General features: G+C 65.0%; 17 protein-coding genes. 9 read left to right on the forward strand and 8 right to left on the reverse strand.

Annotation, left to right across the window (positions count from 1 at the left end; genetic code table 11):
* Positions 1-41 precede the first annotated feature (41 nt).
* Both AV929_RS12105 and proS read left to right on the forward strand, forming a co-directional pair.
* On the forward strand, positions 42-821 hold the full coding sequence (locus AV929_RS12105; protein WP_014039832.1) for an S-adenosyl-l-methionine hydroxide adenosyltransferase family protein: 780 nt from the start codon (positions 42-44) through the stop codon (positions 819-821).
* A gap of 129 nt (positions 822-950) precedes the next feature.
* Entirely contained in the window at positions 951-2,411 is a 1,461-nt protein-coding gene (gene proS / locus AV929_RS12110; RefSeq protein ID WP_064288367.1) for a proline--tRNA ligase, read from the forward strand.
* A gap of 12 nt (positions 2,412-2,423) precedes the next feature.
* Here proS and AV929_RS12115 read toward each other — a convergent pair whose 3' ends face one another.
* Entirely contained in the window at positions 2,424-3,383 is a 960-nt protein-coding gene (locus tag AV929_RS12115; RefSeq protein ID WP_014039834.1) for a patatin-like phospholipase family protein, read from the reverse strand.
* 489 nt (positions 3,384-3,872) lie between these two features.
* Between AV929_RS12115 and AV929_RS12120 the strand changes: the two genes are divergently transcribed.
* The 3 genes from AV929_RS12120 to AV929_RS12130 all read left to right on the forward strand — a co-directional run bounded on the left by AV929_RS12120 (position 3,873) and on the right by AV929_RS12130 (position 10,147).
* Positions 3,873-4,286: a CBS domain-containing protein gene (locus AV929_RS12120; RefSeq protein WP_050006892.1), complete on the forward strand. Its 414-nt coding sequence runs from the start codon at positions 3,873-3,875 to the stop codon at positions 4,284-4,286.
* Between the two features lie 154 nt (positions 4,287-4,440).
* Entirely contained in the window at positions 4,441-8,988 is a 4,548-nt protein-coding gene (gene gltB, locus AV929_RS12125; protein ID WP_064288368.1) for a glutamate synthase large subunit, read from the forward strand.
* 187 nt (positions 8,989-9,175) lie between these two features.
* Positions 9,176-10,147, forward strand: coding sequence for a prohibitin family protein (locus tag AV929_RS12130; protein WP_014039838.1), 972 nt, complete (start codon positions 9,176-9,178; stop codon positions 10,145-10,147).
* Between the two features lie 60 nt (positions 10,148-10,207).
* Here AV929_RS12130 and AV929_RS12135 read toward each other — a convergent pair whose 3' ends face one another.
* Positions 10,208-10,768 carry a type IV pilin gene (locus AV929_RS12135; protein ID WP_023843170.1) on the reverse strand — a complete coding sequence of 187 codons (561 nt, stop codon included), beginning with the start codon at positions 10,766-10,768 and terminating at the stop codon, positions 10,208-10,210.
* A gap of 213 nt (positions 10,769-10,981) precedes the next feature.
* On the opposite strand from AV929_RS12135, the gene AV929_RS12140 reads away from it, so the two are divergent.
* Positions 10,982-11,965 (forward strand): NAD-dependent epimerase/dehydratase family protein, encoded by a 984-nt coding sequence (locus tag AV929_RS12140; RefSeq protein WP_064288369.1) that lies wholly within the window; start codon positions 10,982-10,984, stop codon positions 11,963-11,965.
* 3 nt (positions 11,966-11,968) lie between these two features.
* Here AV929_RS12140 and AV929_RS12145 read toward each other — a convergent pair whose 3' ends face one another.
* The gene (locus tag AV929_RS12145; protein WP_064288370.1) at positions 11,969-13,039 is read right to left on the reverse strand and encodes a TrmB family transcriptional regulator sugar-binding domain-containing protein; all 1,071 of its coding nucleotides are present in this window, start codon (positions 13,037-13,039) and stop codon (positions 11,969-11,971) included.
* Positions 13,040-13,214: 175 nt separating this feature from the next.
* Positions 13,215-15,809 carry a beta-glucosidase gene (locus AV929_RS12150; protein WP_064288371.1) on the reverse strand — a complete coding sequence of 865 codons (2,595 nt, stop codon included), beginning with the start codon at positions 15,807-15,809 and terminating at the stop codon, positions 13,215-13,217.
* A gap of 142 nt (positions 15,810-15,951) precedes the next feature.
* Between AV929_RS12150 and AV929_RS12155 the strand changes: the two genes are divergently transcribed.
* A complete protein-coding gene (locus AV929_RS12155; protein WP_014039843.1) occupies positions 15,952-17,010 on the forward strand; it encodes an NAD(P)-dependent glycerol-1-phosphate dehydrogenase in 1,059 nt (352 codons plus the stop codon).
* Here the strand turns inward: AV929_RS12155 and AV929_RS12160 are convergent.
* The 3 genes from AV929_RS12160 to AV929_RS12170 form a co-directional block, all read right to left on the reverse strand.
* A complete protein-coding gene (locus tag AV929_RS12160) occupies positions 17,007-17,522 on the reverse strand; it encodes an NUDIX domain-containing protein (RefSeq protein ID WP_014039844.1) in 516 nt (171 codons plus the stop codon). The two genes, AV929_RS12155 and AV929_RS12160, sit on opposite strands and share 4 nt — an antisense overlap.
* 120 nt (positions 17,523-17,642) lie before the next feature.
* Complete coding sequence (locus tag AV929_RS12165) at positions 17,643-19,451, reverse strand: S9 family peptidase (protein ID WP_064288372.1); 1,809 nt, start codon at positions 19,449-19,451, stop codon at positions 17,643-17,645.
* Positions 19,452-19,525: 74 nt separating this feature from the next.
* Complete coding sequence (locus tag AV929_RS12170) at positions 19,526-21,310, reverse strand: DUF2339 domain-containing protein (RefSeq protein ID WP_064288373.1); 1,785 nt, start codon at positions 21,308-21,310, stop codon at positions 19,526-19,528.
* A 128-nt stretch (positions 21,311-21,438) separates the two neighbouring features.
* Between AV929_RS12170 and AV929_RS12175 the strand changes: the two genes are divergently transcribed.
* Positions 21,439-22,497: a glycosyltransferase gene (locus AV929_RS12175; RefSeq protein ID WP_014039847.1), complete on the forward strand. Its 1,059-nt coding sequence runs from the start codon at positions 21,439-21,441 to the stop codon at positions 22,495-22,497.
* A 48-nt stretch (positions 22,498-22,545) separates the two neighbouring features.
* Here the strand turns inward: AV929_RS12175 and AV929_RS12180 are convergent, their stop codons facing one another.
* Positions 22,546-24,285, reverse strand: coding sequence for a Na+/H+ antiporter NhaC family protein (locus AV929_RS12180; RefSeq protein WP_064288374.1), 1,740 nt, complete (start codon positions 24,283-24,285; stop codon positions 22,546-22,548).
* A gap of 102 nt (positions 24,286-24,387) precedes the next feature.
* On the opposite strand from AV929_RS12180, the gene AV929_RS12185 reads away from it, so the two are divergent.
* A complete protein-coding gene (locus AV929_RS12185; protein ID WP_064288375.1) occupies positions 24,388-26,253 on the forward strand; it encodes a DEAD/DEAH box helicase in 1,866 nt (621 codons plus the stop codon).
* The last annotated feature ends 27 nt before the right edge of the window (positions 26,254-26,280 follow it).

Raw genomic sequence — 26,280 nt, forward strand, 5'->3', positions numbered from 1 at the left:
ATTATACAGGTTCACCGACGTGGTAGCGACCGGAGCCTTTCATGAGCACGTTCGTCCATCTCATCGCGGACTACGGCCCGGCCGATCCGGCATTCTCGGAGGTCGTCCACCGTCTCACTGCCGCAGACCCGACGATTACCGTCCAGTCGACCGAGGTGCAGCCGTTCTCGACGGTCGCCACGGGGTTCTGGATCGCACAGCTGGGCGCTCACAATCCCTCGTTCGACGACCTGCTGATTTACTCGAACACCGCGCCACGAACCACGGAATCGACGCCGGAGCGGGCCGACACCGGCGGGCCCCTGTGCTATCTCGAACTGGACAACGGCGTCCCCGTCGTCGCCGTCGACGCCGGCTACAACCTCTCGTTTATCGCCGGCCGCGCGACGACCTTCCGCGAGATCGAACTGCCGGCCGACACCGGCCAGTTCCGCTCGCGGGACGTGTTCCCGCGCCGGGTCGCCGAAATCGCGAACGGGAACCGCTCCTCGCTCGGGGCGGAGCGCTCACTCGACGACGTCCCGGCCCCGCCCGAGTCCGTGGTCTGTCACGTCGACGGGTACGGGAACGTCAAGACCTCGATTCGAACCTCGGAGTTCGAACCCGGTAGTGACACAGTCGCTGTCGAACTTAACGGCGCATCCCGAGAGATCGTCGTCAGGGACGCTGTATCGGACGTTCCGGAGGGGTCCCTCGCTATCGTCCCGGGGTCGGCTGGAGGTGGCGACCCGTATCAGGAGCTGTTCTTGCGCGGCGGCTCCGCGGCATCGGCCTTCGGTACCCCGGAGCCCGGAGACAGTCTCTCTATACGGGCGGAATAGAGCTGAGATCGACCTCCGCTACGATGGTCCTCGCGGCGCGAAGCGGGGCATCGAACTGGTCCGGTCGGCGTGCCAGCGGCTCACCACCCTTCGGGGAGTTTATTAGCGCCGTGGGCCACGACACACCTAATGAGTGGCGAGCAGGAACTCGGCATTACCGAGAGCAAGGAGCATTCACCCGGCGAGTGGTACGCCGAGGTCGTCCAGAAGGCCGGCCTCGCGGACTACGCCCCCATGGGCGGGTTCATCGTCACGCGACCACGCGGCTACGCCATCTGGGAGCGTATCCAGAACAACCTCGACGGCTGGTTCAAGGACACCGGCGTCCAGAACGCCTACTTCCCGCTGTTCATCCCCGAGAGCTATCTGGAGAAGGAGAAAGACGTCGTCGAGGGGTTCGACCCCGAGGTCGCGTGGGTGACCCACGGCGGCCACGAGGAACTCGAAGAGCGCCTCGCCGTCAGGCCCACCAGCGAGTCCATCATCGCCCCGTTCATGGCCCAGTGGACCCGCTCGCACCGGGACCTCCCGATGCGACTGAACCAGTGGTGTTCGGTCGTGCGGTGGGAGGCCACCGAGACGAAGCCGTTCTTCCGCACTAAGGAGTTCCTCTGGCAGGAGGGACACACTGCCCACGCCGACGAGGACGGCGCGTGGGAGGAGACGATGACTCGTCTAGACCAGTACGCTCGCCTCTACGAGGAGGTCATGGCGATGCCGCCGCTGAAGGGCCGCAAGCCCGAGCACGACAAGTTCCCCGGGGCACACACCACGACGACCATCGAGACGCTGATGCCCGACGGCAAGACCGTTCAGGCCGCCACTTCTCACTATCTGGGGACCTCCTTCGGCGAGGCGTTCGACATCACATACGCCGACGCCGACGAGGAGGAGAACACCGCCCACACGACCTCGTGGGGGCTGTCCTGGCGCGCGATGGGCGCGCTCATCATGACTCACTCCGACGACCAGGGGCTCGTCCTCCCGCCCGCGCTCGCGCCGGATCAGGTCGTGGTCGTCCCCATCTGGCAGGAGGACAACAAGGACGAAGTCATCGACTACGCCGCCGACCTCGCTGCCGAACTGGACGAGGCCGGCGCCGGCGTCCGCGTCGAACTCGACGACCGCGAGCACCGCAATCCCGGCTTCAAGTACAACGAGCACGAACTACACGGCGTTCCTCTCCGAATCGAAATCGGTCCCCACGAGGTCGAGGACGGGGAAGCCACGCTGGTCCACCGGCCCGACGGTGAGAACGCGACCGTCGACCGCGAGGGCATCGCCGAGACGGTCGAGGAGCACCTCGACACCGTCCACGCCAAGCTGTACGCCGACGCCGAGGAGACGCTGGAGGGCGAAATCCGCGAGGCTGAGTCCCGTGAGGAGATTCTGGGCACTATCGGCCAGCACGGCGGCTACGTGAAGTGTGGCTGGTGTGGCGACGCGGACTGTGAGGAACCGATCAAAGACGCTATCGCGGCCGAAATCGTGATGGTTCCCCTCGACCGCGACGAGGAGCCGATCCACGACGACTGCGCCATCTGCGGTGAGGACGCCGAGGAGACGGCGTACTTCGCGAAGAGCTACTGAGAAGGCGGGTGCTTACTCCGGTATCCGGTCCAGAAACGCGCCGGCTTCGGCCCGGCCCGTTTCCATGAGGTCCTCGATGAACCGAGGGTCGCGGTCGCGCTTCGAAGCTGCTGTCAGCTTTTCATCGAGTCCCAGTCGCCGTATCTCGATGTGTTTGAAATCGTCCGGGAGATACCCCTTTTCGACCCATTCGTTGACCTTCCGGACGAAGAACAGCTCCTGATTCAGCGAGAGATTCCCCGATAGTTCCTGCCGGCGGTCGGTGATCTCCGCAAGCGATGTCGGTCGGTCGTCGCGGGTCTGTGGCTCGATCTGGATGACCCAGATCTCGTCCGGTTTCGGTCGGTCGCTGGTCAGGAACTCCCGGATCGGTGGGTTCTGTGAGAACAGGCCGTCCCAGTGCCAGTGACCGTTCAGTTCGACGGCTTTGTACAGCAGCGGGAACGCGGCCGAGGCCAGTACCGTCCTCGCTGTGATGGCATCGTCGGTGAACGTCTCGAACACGCCGCTGTTGACGTTGACCGTGCCGACGGTCACATGCGGTGGTACCTCGTCGGCGAGACTGTCGAACTCGTCGAACTCGATGTGGCGGTCGAGCAGCGATAGGAACCAGTCGTGGCCGACCGCTCCTGGCGTCGCGTAGGGCGAGATGTCGGCCGCAGGGACCATGAGATTCTGTAGTCGCTTGCGCCAGACGAGCGACTCGTTCAGCAGGACCGAGGGCGGTGTCGTGGCGGCGACGTCACACCAGACGTCTCCCAGCAGCTTCTCGGCGTCGTCGGGGCCATCACTGAGCAGTCCGTACCAGGCCGTGACCGCACAGAGCGCGCCACCGGAAGTACCACTCAACCCCACGAGATTGTACTCGTTGTCGACAGTTGGTAGGAGTCGTTGCAGCACACCGGCGGTAAACGCACTGTGGCTGCCGCCGCCCTGACAGGCGATGGCGACGCTGGGTCCATGACCAGACATGGTTTAATTCATATACGAGGGGCTTGCATAGATAGTTGCCGGCCCACCGATACTGCCGGCTGTGAGCCGGTGAAGTGTCTTGCCACCTCTGGGTAGCGGGCATCTTCACTAACACAGCCGGCAGTATGAAGGAAGGATGGGGTCGGGGAGCGTGTGACATTTTCCTCCGTGCCCCCGATGACCACTGCTGTCTCTATGTATATAAATCGCCGTCAGACTACAGTCATACAAACGCCAAACGGCGAACAGATACCGTCGTGGGAACCGTGGATGTATCGCCCATTCTGGGTCATCAGCGGTGGGCCGACAGCCCCGACGTGATCGACCAGTCGGGATGCGGCGTCGGGGAGACAGCGAGCGACTGGTTGGGTGGTGCATTCGTCGGCGCGAGCGCAGAATATTAAGACCTTATATATTTCTCTGCATCGCTGCAATCGGTAAATATCCGGAACCAACACGGTTATACCTCGCCCTATGTTATCGGCTGTCATGGACGACGTGTTTGTCGGACGAATTATGTCATCGCCTGTCACCACTGTTGCTGCTGACGCGAACGCGAAAGCGGTCGCCAAGCGGATGCTCGACGAGAACATCAGCTCTGTTGTTGTCGTCGACGCTGACGGAGCGTTGTTGGGGATTCTCACTTCCACGGATTTCGTCGAAATCGCCGCAGAAGGTGGCGATACGACGGCGCTAGACGTGTCTGACTTCATGACGACGGAGCCGGTTACAGTAACGGCAAACGACCCCATCGAGGCGGCCGCAAGCCTGATGCTGGACCACAGTGTCCACCACCTCCCTGTCGTCGATGAGACGGAAGGAGTCGTCGGAATGTTGACGACGACTGACATGACGGCCTACGTTTCGGGTATCGAGCAGTCATCCGCTCCTGTGCTCAGCTGAACAGCGTGTGAACCGCCAGCCTGCGGACGACCGTTTATAAACCATGATACAGCCCCAACAATCGTTATAAATATATACTCCCTAATGTGGGGTTAAACAACACTAATACCATTAGGATTACCCTCTTATAGTGGCATCCCCAGTCGTGAAACACATGGTTGAGCGACAGACAGGTCTCTCTGCAGGCGACGCCGGGCTTGCAGATCCCACGGACGAACGGTCGAACTGTGGCGTCGGGGTCGTCATGGACCTCGACGGCCAGAGCGACCACTGGGTTGTATCGGACGGACTCGAACTCCTCGACAACCTCGAACATCGAGGGACGACAGGAGCCGAGCAAGATACGGGCGACGGAGCGGGCATCATGCTCCAGATCCCCCACGAGTTTTTCGCTGCCGAAGTCGACGCCGACCTGCCGCCTGCCGGCGAATACGCCGTTGGCACGCTCTTTCTCCCGAAAGACGACGAGGTCGCCGGGAGTCTGAAGGACCTCGTCGAGACGGAACTCGCCGCAGAGGGCCTGGACGTCCTCGACTGGCGCGACGTCCCGACTGACAACAGCGACCTCGGCGCGACGGCGCTCGAATCTGAGCCGGACATCGTCCAGTTTTTCGTCACTTCCGCGACGGGCAAGACCGGCGACGCCTTCGAGAATCAACTGTATATCGGCCGCCGGTCGCTCGAAAACACCGTCAAGGAAGCGAAACCACCGGGTCACGAGCGCTTCTATGTTGTCTCGCTCGCGACCGACGTAGTGGTGTACAAAGGCCTGCTCAAGGCCGAACAGCTCGAAGACTACTACCCTGACCTCGAAGACGAGCGGCTGCAGTCCACGTTCGCGATGGTCCACGCCCGCTTCTCGACGAACACGCTGGGCGCGTGGCACCTTGCCCACCCCTACCGCCGTGTCATCCACAACGGCGAGTTCAACACGATTCAGGGGAACATCAACTGGATGCGCGCTCGGGAGACTGACATCCAGAGCGACGAGTTCGAGGGCGACTTAGAGAAAATCAAGCCGATTATCGACGACCCCGAGCAGTCGGACACCGCGAGCGTCGACAACGCGCTCGAACTCCTGCTGCAGGGCGGCCGCGACCTCCCCCACGCGCTCCGGATGCTCATCCCGGAGGCCTGGCGCGGCGAGATGAACGACGTGACCGGTGACCGGCGTGATTTCTATGACTACCACGCCTCGCTGGTCGAACCCTGGGACGGCCCGGCGCTCGTCGCGGCCACCGACGGCGACCGCATCGGTGCCGTGCTGGACCGGAACGGGCTGCGCCCGTGTCGCTACGACGTGCTGGAGGACAACACGCTCGTGATGTCCTCGGAAGCCGGCGCGCTGGAACACGACGCCAGCGAGATTCAAGAGCGCGGCCGGCTCCAGCCCGGACAGTGTTTCCTCGCCGACCCCGAAGAGGGGCGTGTCATCCCCGACGCCGAAGTGTTCGACGACATCACGGACGACAAGTACGGCGAGTGGGTCGCCGAGGAACAGGTCGCCCTCGACGAGGTCGCCGACCGCGGGGACAACGCGCCCCGGGACCCCGCGGATGCCCTCCGAAGCCACCAGGCCATGTACGGCTACACGTACGACGAGGTCGACCACCTCATCGAGCCGATGGCCGAGAAAGGGAAAGACCCCGTCGGCTCCATGGGCGACGATACGCCGCTGTCGGTCCTCTCGCAGTTCAACCGTCCGCTGTTCACCTACTTCAAGCAGCTGTTCGCCCAGGTGACGAACCCGCCGCTCGACTACATCCGCGAGGAACTCGTCACCTCGCTGGAATCCCGGCTCGGGTTCCAGCGCAACATGCTCGACGAGAGCCAAGATCACGCCCGCCAACTCGTCCTCGACTCGCCGATCCTCACCGACGAGGAGACGGCGTCGATCAAGGACCTGAACGCCAACGGCATGTCCACGAAGGTCATCGATATTACCTACAAAGAGGGCGGCGACCTTCGTCAGGCCGTCGAAGACGTGCGGGCCGAAGCCGACGCCGCTGCCAAAGAGCACGACATCCTCGTGCTCTCGGACCGTTCGGCCAGCGAGGACCGCGTGCCGATTCCGAGCCTGCTGGCCGTCGGTGGCGTCCACCACCACCTCGTCCGCAACGGCCTCCGCAACCACGTCGGGCTCGTCGTCGAGTCCGGCGACCCGCGTGCGGTGCATCACTTCGCGACGCTCATCGGCTACGGCGCTGGCGCGGTCAACCCCTACCTGGCTTACCAGACCATCGAGGATCTGGTCGCTGGACCGGACGGCGCGGACCTCGCCGACGCTATCGACGCCTACATCACCGCCGTCGAGGACGGCCTTCTGAAGACGATGGCCAAGATGGGTATCTCCACCGTGGAGTCCTACCAGGGCGCTCAGATCTTCGAGGCCGTCGGCCTCTCCTCGGACTTCATCGCCGAGTATTTCGAGGGGACGACCTGCCGAACGGAGGGTATCGGCATCGAGGAGATCGAGGACGACCTCACCCAGCGCCACGAAATCGCTTGGAGCGAGGAAGAGCCGGAGATGTCCCGCCAGGGCGAGTACGAGTTCCGCTCGAACGGCATCCACCACCAGTGGAACCCCAACACGGTCGGCAAGATCCAGCAGGCTGTCCGCATGGGTGACTACGACACGTACAAGGAGTTCGCCGAGCTGGTCAACGACCAGAACGAGGAACTCCAGACGCTGCGTGGCCTACTCGAATTCGACTCCGACCGCGAGTCCATCCCCATCGAGGATGTCGAGCCGGTCGACGACATTGTCGAGCGCTTCGAGACCGCGGCGATGTCGCTCGGGTCGCTATCGCCCGAGATGCACGAGAACAACGCCATCGCAATGAACCGGCTCGGGGCCAACGCCAACACCGGCGAGGGCGGCGAGCCGCCCGAGCGGTTCGACACCGAGAAGGAGTGTACCACGAAGCAGGTCGCCTCCGGCCGCTTCGGCGTCACCTCGGATTACCTCGCGTCGGCCGACGAGCTCCAGATCAAGATGGCGCAAGGTTCGAAGCCCGGCGAAGGCGGCCACCTGCCCGGCAAGAAGGTCAACGAAATGATCGCCCACGTCCGGTACGCGACGCCGGGCGTCGGCCTCATCTCGCCGCCGCCGCTGCACGACATCTACTCCATCGAAGACCTGAAACAGCTCATCCACGACCTCAAGGCCTCGAACCCGGAGGCGGACATCAACGTCAAACTGGTCTCCGAGGACGGCATCGGGACCATCGCGGCCGGCGTCGCCAAGGCCAACGCCGACGTGGTCCACATCTCGGGCCACGACGGCGGCACCGGCGCGTCGCCCAAGACCTCCATCAAGAACGCCGGCCTCCCGTGGGAACTCGGCGTCTCGGAGGCCAACCAGATGCTCCGGGCCACCGGCCTGCGCTCGCGCATCAAGGTGACCACCGACGGCGGCATGAAGACCGGCCGCGACGTGGCCGTCGCCGCCCTGCTCGGTGCCGAGGGGTACACCTTCGGGACCGCGTCGATGGTCACCTCCGGCTGCGTGATGGCCCGACAGTGCCACGAGAACACCTGCCCGGTCGGTATCGCCACGCAGAACGAGAACCTCCGGGAGCGGTTCCCCGGCGAGCCACAGCACGTCATCAACTACATGACGTTCGTGGCACAGGAACTGCGTGAGATTATGGCTGAACTCGGCTTCGAGACGATAGACGAGATGGTCGGCCGGCCGAGCGTGCTGGCACAGCGCGACGACGTGTCCCAGCCGAAGGCCCAGAAGCTCGACCTCTCGGGAGTCATCGCTGAGCCGGCCGACAACGACGGCCGCTACAAGCAGGAGGAACAGACACACGAAGTCGACGAACAGCTCGACTGGGATCTCATCGACGCCGCCGAAGACGCCATCTACGACGGTGATCCGGTCGCTATCGACACCGAGATCAACAACGTCAACCGTGCGGTCGGGGCAACCCTCTCGAACCGCATCTCCCGCGAGCACGGCGGCGACGGCCTCGCCGACGACACCATCCGGGTGGACTTCGACGGCACGGCCGGCCAGTCCTTCGGTGCGTTCCTCGCACAGGGCGTGACGATGGAACTGACCGGGACGGCCAACGACTACGTCGGCAAGGGGCTCTCCGGTGGGAAGCTCATCCTGAACACGCCGGACAACGCTCCCTTCGACCCGGCGGAGAACATCGTCATCGGCAACGTCGCGCTGTACGGCGCGACCCAGGGCGAGGCCTACGTCAACGGCATGGCCGGCGAGCGCTTCGCCGTCCGAAACTCCGGGGTCAAGGGCGTCGTCGAGGGCGTCGGCGACCACGGCTGTGAGTACATGACCGGCGGCGCTATCGTCGTGCTGGGCGAGACGGGCAAGAACTTCGCGGCCGGGATGTCCGGCGGCGTCGCCTACGTCTACGACCCCGACGGCGAGTTCGCCGAGAAGGCAAACACCGGCATGGTGTCGCTGGCTGATACGCTCGAAGGCAAGGACCGCCAGATGATTACCCGACTCGTCGAGAACCACGCCGCCTACACCGACTCCGACCGCGCGGCGGAACTGCTCGATGACTGGGACGCCGAAGTGGAGAACTTCACGAAGGTGATGCCCGACGCCTACGCCGAGGTCATCGCCGACCGCGAGCGCGACGACGTGCGCAACGAGCCGCCGGCCAAGGCCGCGCCGAGTGCCGAAGCCGCCGAAGCCGACTTCGCCGCCTCGACAGACGACTGACGCGCGGTTATTCGTCGGTTTTGGATATCAGTCGGCAATAGCTCGCTTTTTTCGATCACAATTGAGAGGGAGGTCCGGTAGCCCTAGTGCGACACTGTGACAATCAACCGCTGGCTCTATAGCCGTCGGGCCAAAGTGCGGGACATGGTCCCTGTAAACCAACCGTGGTATCGCATCGGAGCACAGCATGAGTGACATCCCTGACCCTGGCCCTGATTCCGGGTCGGATATCGACATCGATGTCGGCCGCGGCCTCCGTATCGGCGTCAGCATCGTTGTTGCCCTTGCCGTCGCAACGGCCCTGTTCGGTGGCTATCATCAGGTCCCCGAAGGCCACGTCGGCGTCCAGAAATCGTTCGGCGCGGTAACCGGCGCTGAATTCCAACCGGGCGCACACATCATCGTGCCTGTCAAGGACTCGGTCCAGGACGTGGAAATCCGGCCACGGACCTACACCATGGCCAACACCGAGGGCGAAGGCGACAGAGCGGCCCAATCCGATGCGGTGACCGTCCAGACGATAAACGGGACGACGGTCGACATCGACATCACCGTCCGGTACAAGGTCGAAGAAGCGGACGCGTCAGGGTTCGTCACGGAATGGCGGAACGTCGAACAGGCGGAGGAACGGCTTATTCGACCGTCCGTTCGGTCGCAACTCCGTGACGAGGCCGCCGGTATCCAGACAAGCGAAATATACACCAACAGCGGCCGCGAGCGGCTTGGTGAGGCGGCACAGCAGAAACTCGAATCCGCGTTTGAGGGCGAAGCGCTCGTCCTCGAAGAGGTACAGGTCCGTGACGTCGACCTCCCGGACTCGTACGACCAGGCGCTCAACGACAAGGAAATCGCCAAGCAACGCGTCGAAGAGAAGAAGTTCGAGATTCAACAGGCCGAACGCGAGAAGAAACGTCAGGAGATTCAGGCCGAAGCCGACGCCCGGGTTATCGAGATCCGCGGCGAGGCGCTTCGGGACAACCCGGTCGTGCTGAAACAGCAGTACGTGCAGAGCATCGACGATTCGGATAAGGTCATTCTGGCGACTGACGACGAGGGGACACCGATTATCCTGCAGACTGGCAGGAGTAGCGGCGGAAACACTTCCAGTGCCGATACGGGGTTCTCGACAAACGTGACGAACGCAACGGGCGGGAACTGACCACAGGCAAGAAGGAGCGCCTCGTTCGTTTTTGTCCCGCTGTGCCGGGTACCTGTCGAGTCATGCAGTTAATTCCTGTCGGATAATAACCGCGTTCGACGGGGTGTGCACGACTCGGACGGTTACCGTGTCGCCCGACTGCAAGTCACAGTCCCCGCCTGCGATTCGGAAGATGATAACGTCACCGGGGCGGAACTCGTCCGTAACCAGTGCCCCGGTATCATCGGCACCGCGCTCCGTGAGCGAGCCAGTGCTCTCGTCGAAGAGATCGTCGCCCTCGATGTTGTCACTCTGTGGCCGGTCACCGGATTTCGCCGGCAGATTGACTAACCGCCCGTGCTTTTCAGTTCCGTCACCGCTACAGTCGGCACTGACTGCCACTTCGATATCCGAGACACGGACGACATCTCCAGCAACGTGCGTGATACGGACGATGCCCCCGTCGAACCCATCCTGTGCGGCGAACTCACCGTCTGATTGGCCGATTACGGGCGCTGTATCATCCAACGTCTCCGCGAGGTCAACCGTCGCCATAGACAGCACTGCCGCGAGAACGACAGTTACCGCCACGAGAAGGATAACTGAAATGACCGAAGAGACAGCACGCAACTGACCCGTCACTGGGTCTGCTACTATCCGGTTACATAAAAACACCCGCAACGGGACTGGCATGAGACGTCGTCTTGAACCGTACATTGCCGGTTCTATCATCGCATTCTGCGGAGGAACCGGTCGTCTTGCCGCCCCGGCAAACAATCGGTATCGACTGTCGGACCTGCGGCAGACTCCGGCGGTGAGCCACACTGTTTTGCTGGTCCCGTCCGAGCACAGCGTATGGATAGCGTCCTCGTCATCGGCGGCGGCAGGTTCATCGGCCGACACACGGTCACCGAGTTCCGCGACGCGGGCTACGACGTGACGATGCTCACCCGCGGCCAGCGCTCGAATCCGTTCACGAACTCCGATGTCACTCACATCAAGGGCGACCGGAACGAGCGGGACACACTCGAAACCGCCCGCAAGCAGATCGATCCCGACGTAGTCGTCGACTGCGTAGCGTATTTCCCGGAAGATGTCCGGGCGGCGACCGACGTGTTTGCTGACGCCGAGGCGTACGTGTACGTCTCGAGCGGCGCGGCCTACGGCGTCGAACGGACGCCCAAACGGGAGGGAGAGACACCGCTTGCAGGCTGTACCGCCGAGCAGGCCACAACCGACAGCGCGGAGACCTACGGGCCACGGAAAGCTGAAGGCGACCGCGAGGTGTTCGCCGCCGCGGAGGACGGCGTGCGGGCGATGAGCGTCCGGCCGACCGTCGTGTACGGCCCCTACGACTACACCGAGCGGTTCGCCTACTGGGTGGACCGCGTGGCCGAGTACGACCGAATTGTGGTACCTAGCGACGGCCTCAGTCTGTGGCAGATGGCCTACGTCGAGGACGTGGCGAGCGCGCTTCGCCTCGTCGCGGAGCGAGGGACGGCCGGCGAAGCCTACAACGTCGGCGACGAGCACGCGCCGACGCTCCGGGAGTGGGTTGACCTGCTCGCCGGAGTACATGACACGTCCGTCGAGACCATCGGCGTCGGCGAGCGTGAGCTCGCGGCGGCGGGACTGGACCCCGACGACTTCCCCATCTACCGCGACTCGCCGCATCTGCTGTCGACGGCGAAGCTCCGCGACCTGGGCTGGTCGTCGACGCCCCACGAGACGGCGCTGGCCGTGACCGTCGCCGAGCATCGGGAGAACGACCGAACCGGCCGGGAGTTCGGCCCGGACCGAGACACGGAAGCGACGCTTATCGACCGCCTGACCGGGTGATCACTACGCCCGGCGGAGCGTCGTGTGCTTGACCTCGTAGTCCTCCAAGAACGCGCCGTATCCGCCGACAGCGATGTGGTCTTGTCCGGTGTCGACGACCAGCGAGTTCTCGAACCCGAAGTCGCTGTTGTGCGGTTCGACGAGGTTCTGTCGGACATCGACCACCTCGCCGGATATCACTTCGAAATCGTCGTCGGAGCCTGTCGGCCGCGCGTACAGGTCGGCGACGACGGACTCGCCGGCCCGGAGCGCGAGCGTGGTCGTGAACACGACGGGGCGGAACATGTCGTACCGGGCCGGAAGCGATGGCGGCCGCGAAAGGAGGACCTCCTCACCTATCGGCCAGTAATTGCCCAGGTAGGAACCGACTAACACCGCCGCGACCGCCTCCTGCGTGAACGTGATCGCGTTCGTCTCGTCGTGGTCCCAGCTGAGCATCGTCGACGGCGAGACGAACCCGCGCTGCTGGTCCGTCGCAAGCAACGAGGGCGCGCCGTCGAGGCCGAGACGGACGGCGTTGGCGACGCCCTCCAGTTCCAGTTCCGTCGTTGCCGCGTCGTAGCTCGACAGCGTCAGAAGCACGAGGATGCCCCGCTCGCGGGCACGGCGGAGCGTGTCGCGGATCTCCGGGAGCCGACGGGCCGGGACCTGGAGCACGACCTCGCATTCGGCGGCTTCGATGTGCTGTTTCAGGCGCTTGATGATGGTCGGTCTGGATTTGACCACCTCGAAGGAGTTGTCGTCGGCCGAGTTGTTCTCGTACCGGGTCTGTACTGCCGTCTCCAGCGTGTCGAGTTCGCGCTTCAGCGTGCCGAAAGCCTCCGACGGGGGCGTCGCACGGATGACCGTCGGCGTCCGGTGGTCGTCGACGGTGACGAAGCCGTCCGCGGCCAGCGAATCACAGATGTCGTACACGTAGCTCTTGGAGACCCCCGCTGTTTCAGCCACCGTCCGGGCTGTCGCCGGTCCCGTTTCGACGACAGCGAGGTACGTTTCGGCCTCTGTTTCGGAGAGGCCGTACTGCTGGAGTCGGTCCCGAACGGTCGCGTTGGGTTGGCGTGTGGAGTCAGGCATAACTGTCCCGCTCAAACCGTGTTAGCTGGCTTCGTGTCATTGGATCGCTGTTTCAGATAGTATCACTGAGTATATATAATGATTTGTGGGCGTGCGAGCGGGCCGGCGTGTGTCTGTACGTTGTGGTGCTCCAGAGCACGGGGAGCACCGGCAGAGCGGGACCGCGGCGGCCTGCTCAGGAACGCTGCCGAACCTCGTCGAGCAGGTCGACGACGTCTTCCATGGTGGGGTCGCGGCTGGTGTTGTCGCCGTTGCCATTTCCGTTCCCGTTGTTGCCGTTGTTTCCGCTCCCGTTCCCATTGCTCTGACCGGGGTTGCCCCCTGACCCGTTCGGGAGCCCCGGAACGGGGTCCGGATCGGTGATGCTCGCCGTGTTCTGGACGGTGAGCGTGGTCGTCGGGCCGTCCTGGCCGACAGTGAGTTCGTACTCGCCGGCTTCAACGACCTTCGGGACGACTCCGAGCACGTCACCGGGGACGATTTCTAACGCCGTCAGGTCGGCGGTCACGTCCACCGTGGCTGACTCGCCGGAATCCAGCGAGACGCGCTCGTAGCCGAGCAGGCGGCGCTTCGGCTGGAGCACCGAGCCGTAGGACTGGGTATTGAACACTTCGACTATGTGCTCGCCGGCCATCCGGCCGGTGTTTGTCACCTCGACGCCGACGGTCACTTCGGACTGGTTGGCCGGGTTGCCGACGGTGGGCTGTGTGATCGAGACGCTCCCGTACTCGAAGTCAGTGTAGGAGAGGCCGTGGCCGTACTCGTAGATCGCAGTGTTGTCCGTTCCGCCCGTCGACGTCGGCTCGTAGCGGTTGTACTGCACGGGCGTCGTGCCGACGTTCTCGGGCCAGCTGAACGGGAGCTTGCCCGAGGGGTTGTACTCGCCGACCAGCGTCTCGGCGATGGCGACCCCGCCGTCGCTGCCGGGCTGGCCGGCAAACAGGAAAGCGTCGAGCCGGCTGAACGTCTCCGGGGACCCCCGCGGCGCGCCGGCGAGCATGACGCCGATGATCGGCGTCGAATCGTCGGCGGACGCGACGACGGTATCCAGAAGCGCTTGCTGGGACTCGTCGAGTACCAGTTCGTCACGGTCGCCGAAGCCTTCGTTGTGGGTCCCCTCGCCGATAACGACGACCACGGCGTCGGATTCGGGGGTCGCCGACTCGACCTGTGACCGCTGTTCATCGGTGAAATCGAAATTCCCGTTCTCGTCGCTCTGCTGGTTCTCGCCGTCGCCCTCGCCGGCCCACCAGGTGGTGTTCTCATATGAGGTGGGGACGTGGGTGAGACTGCCGACGCGGGATCGCAGCTCTTCTTCGAGGAGATTCTGGCGGGGATACGGGCCGCCGGCGCTGGCCCCCTGCCAGCCCAGCGTCCAGCCGCCGTGTTGCATCAGCGCGCGGGTGTTGTTGCCGTCGCCGTCGACGCCGGGGCCGGTCAGCAGGACGCTCTCGTCGCCCGACAGCGGGAGCGTGTCCGCGTCGTTTTTCAGGAGGACCAGCGACTCCTTGGCCATCGTTTCGGCGGTCTCCTGTGCGCCGCCGAGCACGTTGCCGATGCGGGACTCGTCGACTGTCGGCTGCTCGAACAGGCCGAGGTCGGCCTTCAGTTCGAGGATGCGGCGGACCGCTTCGTCGATGCGCTCCATCGGAATCGCGCCGTCTTCGACGAGACCGACCACGGTGTCGATGAACTGGACCGGTCCCGGCGCGTCGCCGCCGTTGCCAATCATGTACATATCCACGCCGGCGTTGATGGCCATCTCGGTCGCCGTCTCGAAGTCTGGCGCGTAGTCGTGGTTCGTGAGCATCCGATTCAGGTCGTCCCAGTCCGAGACGACCATCCCCTCGTAGCCGTAGGTGTCGCGGAGCAGCGTCGTCAACAGCCAGTGGGAGGCGTGGGCCGGAACTCCGTTTATCGACCCGCTGTTGACCATCACCGTCCCGGGTTCGGACTCCAGCGCCTCCCGGTACGGCGGGAGGATGTTCGTCCGGAGGTCACGCAGCGACGTCGAGGCCGGTGCGCGGTCGTTGCCGTTGTTCGGGACCGAGTAGGCCGCGAAGTGTTTGACACACGCCGTCAGCCGGTCGTCGTCCTCAAGCGCTCGCGCCCGCGCTCGCGAGACATCTGCTTCGAGTTTCGGGTCCTCGCTGATGCCCTCGAAGAAGCGGCCCCAGCGGGGGTCCCGCTGGAGGTCCGTCGTCGGTGCGAACGTCCAGTGTGCCCCCATCGACGCCGTCGCGTCGCTCGTGTGCCGTTCGGCCTCCGCGATCAGACTCAGGTCGCGCGTCACACCCATGTTCAGCCGCTGGGGGAACACCGTTGCCCCCTCCAGCAGGCCGTTTCCGTGTGTCGCGTCGACGCCGTAGAGGAACGGAATGTCGTGGTCGGCGTTGTTGAGGTTGTACTTCTGGAGGGCGTTGATGCCCTCGACCACGCTACTGGCGTCGAAGCTCGGCGGCTCGGCCCCACCCGAGAGGATCGACCCGACGCCGAGTTCGCTGAAGTACTCGCCGACCGTGTCGACCCCGAAGCTGTCGGGGACGTTCGATCCCTTCGGCTCCGCCTCGAAGGAGCTGATCGCGACCTGTGTCATCTGGGCCGCTTTCTGTTCCAGTGTGAGGTCGCCGACGAGCGAATCGACGTCCGGTTGCGCCGCGGCGGTCCCAACACCTGCGCCGGTTGCGGCCGCTGCCGTGGCCACACCGGTCGCTTTCAGAAATGTCCGCCGAGACGCCCGCATACCGTCGTCAGTCGTGTCATGTGGCATGACAGGCACACCCAAACAGTGATGTTAATAATTGTTTTTGGAAAACTGGCGTGTGATTGTTGTTAAAAGATTTCGGTTGCCGCGCAGTCGGACCGCCAGTTGCACCTAAACTGTTTTCACGCGTGCCCGGAGACAGGCAACCATGTTCGAGAAACGCACCTGGATTCGCCTCCCCCGGAACGTCGTGGTCGGGCACGGAGTCCTCGGGCAGACGATAGAGGCCGTCAGCGAACTCCACCTGACCGGCCGACCGCTCGTCGTCTCCAGTCCGACGCCACACGATGTCGCCGGCAAGCGGGTCGTCGCACAGTTCGAGGACGAGGGGTACGACCCATCCGAGATCGTCATCGAGGAGGCCAGTTTCGATGCCGTCCAGCAGGTCATCGACCACGCGAGCGACATCGACGCGGGCTTCCTGCTTGGTGTCGGCGGTGGGAAAGCTATCGACATCACGAAGATGGCGGCCGACGACCTGGGACTGGGCTTCGTCTCGGTCCCGACGGCCGCGAGCCACGACGGCATCGTCTCCGGCCGCGGCTCTGTCCCCGAAGGTGATACGCGCCACAGCGTCGCCGCCGAACCGCCGCTGGCCGTCATCGCCGACACCGAGGTGCTGGCAGAGGCCCCCTGGCGGCTGACCACCGCCGGCTGTGCCGACATCATCTCGAACTACACTGCGGTTCGGGACTGGCAGCTCGCCCATCGCCTGAAGAACGTCCACTACTCGGAGTACGCCGGCGCGCTCTCCCAGATGACCGCCGAGATGCTCGTCGAGAGCGCTGACTCGATAAAGCAGGGGCTCGAGGAGTCATCCTGGATTGTCGTGAAAGCGCTCGTCTCCTCCGGCGTCGCGATGTCCATCGCTGACTCCTCCCGGCCGGCGAGCGGCGCAGAACACCTGTTTTCCCACCAGCTGGACCGGCTCGTCCCCGACGGCGCGCTCCACGGCCATCAGGTCGGTGTCGGCTCGATAATGACCGAGTACCTCCACAGCGGCCAGAAAGGCAAGTGGCGAGACGCCAGAGACGCGCTGGCGGCCATCGGCGCGCCGACGACGGCAGACGAACTTGGTATCGACGACGAGACGGTGATCGAAGCGCTGACCACAGCTCACCAGATCCGCGACCGCTACACGGTGCTCGGGGACGGTATGAGTGAAGAAGCGGCGATCGAAGCGGCGACGGTCACCGGCGTTATCTAAACCAGTTCCGCGACCGCGACATCGCTTGAGTCGTCCCATCGAATCGACGCTTCGGCCTCAGCGACCGTCTCGGCGTCACTGCCGCCGGGCGCGGCCCTGTTGATTTCGGCGTCGAACACGATACTGAGTCGATACACCGTCTCGGCGTCCGGGTCTGCCTCGTTTCGCACACCACAGATGGTCGCCCGAACCGCGTCCCGAATGGTACACGAGACGCCGGCTGTTTCGGTGACGACTCGTTCGGCCGCTGCCGCCGGCCGCTCGGCCCCCTGTGTCTGTCCCTGTGGTATCTCCCAGGACCCGTCGGCGTCGCTGAGTAGCACGTCGCCCGACTCGTTGTGGACGAATGCGTGTACGTCCACCTGTCCTTCCCGTGAGCGCTCGACAGCACGCTGGTACGCCTCCGAACCCACCGAAAAGGTGGTCTGGTCCACCGGCGTCGAGCCGAACTCCTGTTCGAGCCGGGCGAGGCGTTCCTGCACCCGCGCTCGCGAGCGCTCGGCTATCTCCATACGAAACGGTGCTTCGGCAGCGTAATAAATCCGCCTGAACGCTCTCACAGTTTGAAACTACCCTGTGCGCCGGCTGTGATCCCCCGTAATACCGTCCGTCACAGCATTCGGCCGGACCTCTCAGACGTGCTCGTTGAGGAACTCGACGACAGCGGTGTAGGCCTCGATGCGGTTCTCCCGCTTGCTGATGCCATGTCCTTCGTCGTCGAAGACGAGCTTCTCCACGGGAACTCCCCGTTCGGCCGCCTGCTCGGCGATCTGCTCGGCCTCGCCGACCGGAACACGCGGATCGTTGGCCCCGTGGAGGACGAACAGCGGCGCGTCGATGCGGTCGACGTTGTTGATCGGCGAGATGGATTCGAGGAACTCCCTGTCCTCGTCGAGAGAGCCGTACTCGGCCTCGCGGAGTTCGCGTCGCCAGTCACCGGTGTTCTCCAGAAACGTCACGAAGTTGGCGATGCCGACCACGTCGACGCCGGCCGCCCAGAGGTCGGGGTACTCCGTCAACGCCGCCAGCACCATGAAACCGCCGTAGGAGCCGCCCATCGCCACGATTCGGTCGGGATCGACAGCCGAGTGATTGTGGAGCCAGTCGACGCCGGCCCGTAGGTCCTTTACCGAGTCCATCCGCTTTTCGACGTCGTCGAGGTGCGTGTAAGCCTTTCCGTAGCCGGTCGACCCGCGGACGTTGGGCTCGAAGACCGCGTACCCCCGCGAGAAGAAGTACTGGGTCAGGCCCGAGAACGACGGCCGGCGCTGACTCTCCGGGCCGCCATGGATGTCGACGATGACGGGCGTGTCGCCGTCAGCACCGGCCCCGTTCGCACCGTTCGGCAGGGAGAACAGCGCTGGAATCTCTCGCCCGTCGAAGGAGTCGAACCGGACGACCTCTGGCTCGATGAACGTCTCGCGCGGGATGCCGGCCGTCGAAGCGGCCGTCCACTGTTCGCTCTCGCCGGTTTCGGCCTCGACGACGAACACGTTGGTGTTGACCGTCCGTCCGGTGACGCTAACGGCGAAACGCTCGGCATCGGGGCCCCAGGCGACGCCGCCAGCCAGCCCGCCCGGCAGGTCCGGCGTCGGGAACGTCTCGATGGTCGCCGGCCCTGTCAGTTCGCCGACGGTGAGTTCGTTGTAGCCGTCGACGTTGCGCGAGTACACGAGACGGCCGCTGTCCTTGTCCAGCGCGACACCGTCGATGTTCCACTGGTCGTCCGAGCGCACGATGTCGAGGTCGCCGTCGACCGAGAGGCGGGCCAGTTCGAGCGTGTCGCTCTCGGCATCGGTGACGAGATACACCGCATCGCCGTCCGGCCCCCACGACGCGCTCGTGTAGCGGACCTTCCCCTCGTGCGGCGTGAGATGGCTGAGGTCCCCGCTGTCGATGTCCAGCACGTAGATGTCCTGGTCGAAACTGGAGTGGGCCTCGCTGACCAGCAGGCGCTCGCCGTCGGGCGAGAAGCCACCCACCGAGAGCCAGCCGTCGCCCTCCCAGACCAGTTCTGCGTCGTCGCCGGTTGCGTCGCGGTCCTGCACGTAGATGTCGAAGGCGGCTTCGTCGCGGCGGTTCGACGCGAAGGCGAAGCGCTCGCCGTCGGGCGACCAGCCGCCCCAGCGGTGTTTCGCGTCGGGCATTCCGGTGAGTTCGTGGACGCGCCCGTCCGCGTCGAGCCGGTATAGCTGCGCCCGCTCGTTCCCGCCCTCGTCCATGCCGAAGACGAGCTCCTGGCGTTCGGGCGAGAAGTCGACGAAGCTCACAGTGTCGTCGTAGAACGTCAACTGTTCGGGCCAGCCGTGGGGTTCGGGAAGCGACCAGAGCTGGGCAACGCCGGTCGTGTTCATCAGGAAAGCGAGCGTCCCGTCCGGCGCGAACGAGCTGCCGTAGGCGCTCCGGACGTTGAGATAGCGCGAAAGGTCGTACGCGGTCACAACCGGAGGGAGGGCAGGCACGGGCAAAACCCTTTGTGGCGGCCGTGGTCTGATTCAGCGGAACGCGGCGGCTGTTATCCAGCTAGTCGCTTGAGTGGCTCCTCACCCTGCCAGCGGGCGTACGCGTACGAGGCGACGAGGAGGATGCCACCCAGTACGAGGAACGAGAGGGTCCGGGCGAGCGTATCGAGCCCCTGCGTGTCGTAGAGGAACACCTTGGTCGTCACCAGGCCGAGGACGACGACGCCCTGGAGTCGACGACTGCGGTCGTCCAGCGCGAGGCCAACCCCGACGAACGCGAGCCCCAGGACGGCCCACGCAACCGACAGCCCCGCCCCCGAAAGCTCCAGTCCCAGAAGCACCACCGCGAGCCCGGTCGCCGTCCAGACGTACGGCGCAGCCACCGAGAGTTCGCGGTCAGTGCTTGGCACCGTCGTCGATGCGCCGCCGAACCTCCGACCGAGCGCGTAGAAGACCGCGATTCCCAGCAGGTATGCGGCTGGTCGCCCCATCGCGGTCGCCAGCGGGTCCGCGAGCGAGAACGCCGGTAATTCGGTCGCGTCCACGGCGAGCAGTTTGGCGACGGTCCCGACGGCGACGAGGTGCCCGCCGATACGAACTGCCCTCGCGTCGCGGCGAGATCCGAGCGCCAGCGCCCCACAGAGCAGGAGGAGGAGCCCAGCGGTCGCGAGGAACGGGTCGGCCCCGAGGACGACGCTGACGGCGAGTAGCACGACGGCCAGCACCCCAGCCGCGCTGTCTTGCTGTCCGAGGCGTGACTCCGTGACGGCGTAGACGCCGCCGAGAGCGAGTCCGACTGCGCCGACAGCCACCCCGTCTGGCGCTGTCGGGATGAGTCGACGAACGACGCCTTCCAGCAGGATTACGGCGAACACGGCGTTGAGCCCGGTCGTCGCCTCCACCAGTCGGCGGTGCCATCGGTCCGTTCGGTCGCTCGCACGGAGCACGTACACACCAGCGGCGTAGACGGCGAACGTCGCGACGAGAACAGCGGTGGCAACCGCTTCGGGTGGCTCTAGCCTGTTCATCCAGGCGATGTGGAGCACGTAGGCCGGGAGGACGCTGCCGAGGACGAGCCGGCTCCACGGCCGGACGGCGGCGATGGTCACCAGCCCGGCCGTGAGAAGCACGACGTAGGCCGGCGAGACGACGAAGGACGCGGCGTCGAGTCCGACGTAGGCCGTGACGTATCCCAGCAGGAACGCCTCGCCGGCGACGGCCGGCGCGTGGTCCCGCACCGAGACAACCGCTGTGGCGGCCACGAGAGCTGTCAGGACCAGCAGAACCACCCACAGCGGCGCTCCGATGGCGGCTCGATACGACTCGAAACCGTAGGCCGCGTAGACGCTGAAATACGCGATGGCGAGGCCGGTCCCCGCGACGAGCCGACCCCATCGGTCGTAGCCCTGCCGCTCGGCGGCGTACCGACCGCCCGCGAGCAGTATGAGCCCGCCCGCTGTGCCGGTGAGCACACGCCCGAGCGGGCCGAGGTAGCCCGCTTCGATAGCCAGACGAATGAAGAAGACGACGCCGACCACCAGCGCGAGCCCGCCGACCCCGCCGAGCCACTTCATCCCGATGTCGCGCTCCCAGTTCCGCTCGTCGACAGGCGCGTCGCTGTCGGCTGTCTCGCCGGTCTCTGGCGCTGTCCCCGAACCGTGTGTGGCCTCCGATTCGGGAGCCGCCGTGTCCGCTTCAGTGGTTGCAGTTTCGTCCCCGACAGACGGAGGCGGGTCGGTGTCCAGTTTCGATTCCAGGGCGGTGATGCGTGTCTGGAGGGCATCGACCTCGGCGCGGAGGTCACGTACTTCCGCTTCGAGGTCGTCATCATCGCTCATACACTGACACGTTGCAGAGTCGCTGTAATAAACATCCAGTCGAACGACAGTTCCGACGGCCAATCCGCCATCTGTCGCCGTCAACCGCGAACGGGTGGATTTTTGAGCGGCCACGTCGTCGCACCTGTATGCGTGTCGCGGTCGTCGCCATGGAGACGAGTCAGTACCGGGACACAGTGGGACGGACCCGGCTGGAGCGGGTGGCTACCGAACTCGCCGCTGCCGGTCACGACGTGACCGTGTTCTGTTCGCAGTGGTGGCCGGGATTCGACAATCAGCGCGAGCGCGACGGCGTCACGTACCGCGCCGTCACCGTCTCGCCGACCGTCCCCTCCTTCTGTGTCCGCCTCCCGGCCATGCTCGCCCGGTTCCGCCCGGATGTCGTCCACGTTCACCCGACGCCGTCGTCGGTCGCACTCGCGGCCAAGACCGGTGCAACGCTCTCTCGCGCGCCGCTTCTCACGGAGTGGTATGGGGACGAAGACGTGCCCGAAAGCCGCCGGGCCAACCTCGCGCTCCGCGCGTCGGACTGTCTCGTCACCCCCTCCGAACTCGTCCGCACGCGGGTCCGCGAGCGGGGAGCGACGGCGGACCAGACCGCGATTCTCCCACAGAGCATCGACATGGATCTTGTCCGGGAAGTCGACCCCGACGAGGAGATCGACGTGGTGTACGCCCATCGGCTGGACGGCAGCGCGAACGTCGAGTCGCTGCTGCTCGGACTGGCGGAACTCAGACAGAAGGGTTGGTCGGCGACGATCATCGGCGACGGCCCGGAGCGAGAGTACTACGAACAGGAGGCGGCCGACCTCCGCATCGACGACCGCGTGACCTTCGCTGGCGCGTGCGACATCGAGGAGCGCGTCTCGATCTACAAGGGTGCGCACGTATTCGTCCAGACGGCATTCCGAGAGTGTTTCGCAACGGACCTCCTCTGGGCGATGGCCTGTGGCTGTATCGGCATCGTGGAGTACCAGGCCGAGTCGTCGGCCCACGAACTCATCGAGCAGCGCGACCGTGCCTTCCGGGTGACGAACCCACAGGAAATCGCCGACAAAATCGCCGAATCGGCCGACTTCGAGCGCCGGACCGTCGACGAGTCCTGTGCCGAGTTCGACCACGCACAGGTCCGTGCAGAGTACGAGGACCTGTACGAGTCACGTATCGAGGAGACCGGTCTTTTCTAATCGGAACGCCGTTCAGACGCGCTGACGACGGGGACAAATCGCCACCAGTCAGTACGGGATGACGCGGAACCCTTCGGGGAGCACCAGCCCGAACACGAGGAACAGCGCGGCCGCGATACCTGCCGCGATGAGAGCGTAGGGCGCTTGACTCCGGACGTGGACCATGTGGTCGCTCCCGCTCGTCGACGACGCCAGAACGGTCGTGTCGCTGATGGGCGAGGTGTGGTCGCCGAAGATGCCGCCGCTGAACACCGCGCCGAGGACGAGCGGGAGGTTCGCGCCCGTCGAGAACGCGAGCGGGATGGCGATGGGGAACATGATGCCGTAGGTCGACCACGACGAGCCATCGGAGAAGCTAACAAAGGAAGTCACGAGGAAGACGCCCACCGGAATGATGAACGCCGGCACGCCGCCGAAGACGTTCGTCACGAACGACGAAATACCCAGTATCGTCACCGCGTTCTGGATGGAACTGGCAAACATCAGGATGACAGCCGCGAGGAGGATGCCCTTGAAGCCGACCATCATCGCATCGGTAGCATCGTCGTTGGACGGGATGTCGCCCTTCCAGCGATACAGCAGGAAGGCGAGGATGAGTGCCGAGAAGGACGCGAGACCCAACTGGACGCCGCCGATGTTGAACGCCCACGGGCCGCTCGGCGGCGTGATGAGCTGCCAACTGCCGAGCTGGAGCAGCGTGGCCCCCATCCCTTCCTTCCCCTTGACGTAGATGACGGGGCTGGCCCGCCAGAACATCGCACCGAGGCCGACGACGATCATGGTGAGAATCGGCCAGGCGAAGTTCCGCCAGTCCGGCGTCGCGGTCTCTGACACCTCGTACTCGTCCATCTCCGCGGAAATCATCGGGTCGGCGTCGTCGCCGACGACTTTCCCCTCGTTTCTCGCTCGGGATTCCTCCGTCCCCATCCCGTAGATGTTTGGCACGACCTGCCACGCGACGAGTCCCGCGAGACCGAGCGCGATCCAGGAGTAGAAGCCGGTAAACAGCGTGTTGAAAAACAGCGGCCAGACGGCACCGGTCGCCGCGGTGACCTGCTCGCCGCCGGTGTTCACGAAGTTGGTCATGCCCGAGGGCAGCGTCCCCTGCTGCTGTGCCTCGACGAGGCCGCCTCCGATGAAGCCGACCATCGCCGCTCCCCACGTCGAGTAGAACGCGAGCCGGGACGCCGGGGACCCCGCTGAGTCGACGTAGTAGGCCAGTTTGGCCCGCGAGACGTCGAACTTGTCGGTCAGCGGCCGCATCATCGAGCCGACCACGAGGCAGTTGAAGTAGTCGTCGATGTGGATGGCGATCCCGGCCAGGAACGCGGCCTTCTCGGCGTCTGCGGCGGATTCAGCCCGCTCCACCAGCGCCTCCAGCACGCCCTGTATCGCCCCAGCTCGGATCATCAGTCCGATCAGCCCGCCGATGGCGAAGATGGCGAGCAGGACGTTCTTGACGTACCATTCCCCGAACAGCGGGGCCGTGGCGATGATTTCCGGCACGAGCTTCAGCCCGAAGAGCGCTCCGAGTACGATGCCACCGACGCCGACCGTCCAGGGACTCCCGTCTTCTGCCTGTGGCTGAACGGTCGCCACCTCACCGCCGGCGGTGATCAGATCGGACGGGACCCCGACAGCCTGGGGGTGTAATGCGCCGACCAGCACGCCTGTGATGACGATGCCCACGAACAGCCCGATAAGAGCGTCCCGGGTGTACCAAGCGAGACCGATAGCGACGAGCGCGGGAACGACAGACCACGGTCCAGCCGCGATTCCCTCAACCATGCCGGCAGGTCTAGGTGGCGCTATATTAAGGTATGTATTCACACCCGCGTCAGGGACGGTCCAGACGAAACCCGTTTGAGCGTCGGTCCCCTCCATTCGGTAGTGACAGACGAGGAGCCAGCCGACCGAGACGACGACTCTGACTCCACCCCAGAACTCGAACTCGACGCCGTCTACGACGCTATCGATGCCGTCGGCCGCCCACATCTGACGGCGACGGAGTTCTCCCGGAAAACGGACCTGACGCCAGACGAGGCCCGGGAAGCACTGGAGCGCCTCGCCGACGACGGCGACATCGAGCGCCAGGACGTGTCCGAGGTCGAGTCCGTGTGGTACCCGGCGGACATCGCCGAGGTGACAGACCGCGAGCGCGTCGTTCTGTTCCCCGACCGCCGCGAAGTGGTCGTCGAACACCCCGACCAGTTCACGCGGGCGCAACTCTCACAGTTCGCGCGCCTGCAGGACACCAACCGTTCGGGTGGGTACGTGTACGAACTCCGCGAGGAGGACATCTGGGCCGCGCCACACAAGTCTCTAGACGCCCTCCTGACGACGATGCGGGACGTGCTGGGCGAGCGCTCGCCCCACCTCGAAGAGTGGGTGACGAGCCAGTGGGAGCGCGCCCGGAAGTTCCGCCTGAAGACCCACGAGGACGGCTACGTCGTACTCGAAGCCGAGAGTGACGACCTGATGGGCAACGTCGCCCGGCCGAAACTCGACGACGACCACCTCCGGGCCCCCATCTCGGATTCGGAGTCGTGGGTCAACGAGGACGCGACCGCCGAGATCAAGCGCACGCTGTACGAGGCGGGCTATCCGGTCCGGGACGACCGCGACTTAGAGACCGGCGACGCCATCGAGATGGACCTCCGCCTGCGCCTGCGGGATTACCAGCAGGACTGGGTCGAGCGGTTCACCGAGCAGGGGTCGGGCGTGTTCGTCGGCCCGCCGGGGTCGGGCAAGACCGTCGCCGCGATGGGGGCGATGGCCGCTATCAGCGGTGAGACGTTGATTCTCGTCCCCTCGCGCGAACTCGCGACCCAGTGGCACGACGAACTGGTCCGGCACACGACCCTGACCGACGACGACATCGGCGAGTACCACGGCGGCGAGAAGAACATCCGGCCGGTCACCATCGCAACCTACCGCACCGCGGGGATGGACCGCCACCGGAAGCTGTTCGACCAGCGCAAGTGGGGCCTCATCGTCTTCGACGAGGTCCATCACGTCCCCTCGCCGATTCACCGCCGGAGCGCGGACCTCCAGACCAAACACCGCCTGGGTTTGACCGCCACGCCGACCAGAGAGAGCGACGACGAGGAGGAGATATTCACGCTCATCGGCCCGCCTATCGGCACCGACTGGGGGAAACTGTTCGACGAGGGCTACGTGGCCGAACCCGAGGTCGAAATCCGCCTCGTCCCGTGGGGCAACGAGACGGAGCAGTCCGAGTACAGTTCCACGTCGGGCCACGACCGCCGACAGGCCGCCGCCAGCAACACCGGGAAAATCGACGAGATACGCTACGCACTGGCCGAGAACCCGGCCGCGAAGGCGCTCGTGTTCATCGAGTACCTTGACCAGGGCGAGGCCATCAGCGAGGCCATCGACGCACCCTTTATCAGCGGCGAGACGCCACACGCACGTCGGGAGAAACTGTTCGACGAGTTCCGCCGGGGCGAACTGAACACGCTGGTCGTCTCCCGTGTCGGCGACGAGGGTATCGACCTGCCCGACGCCGAACTCGCTCTCGTCGCGTCTGGACTGGGTGGGTCCCGTCGGCAGGGCGCACAGCGGGCCGGACGGACGATGCGCCCCGCCGGCGACGCCCGGATGGTTATTCTCGCGACACGCGGGACGACGGAGGAGGACTTCGTCCGCCGGCAGATGCGCCACCTCGCTTCGAAGGGCATCCGCGTGACCGAGACGGAGGCCGAGGCCGTCGAGCCGCCCGAAGTCGAGGAGTAAGCCAGACGCGCTGACTGTGGGTCGAGC

It is taken from the genome of Haloarcula sp. K1, from assembly GCF_001647155.1.
Lineage (GTDB): Archaea > Halobacteriota > Halobacteria > Halobacteriales > Haloarculaceae > Haloarcula > Haloarcula hispanica.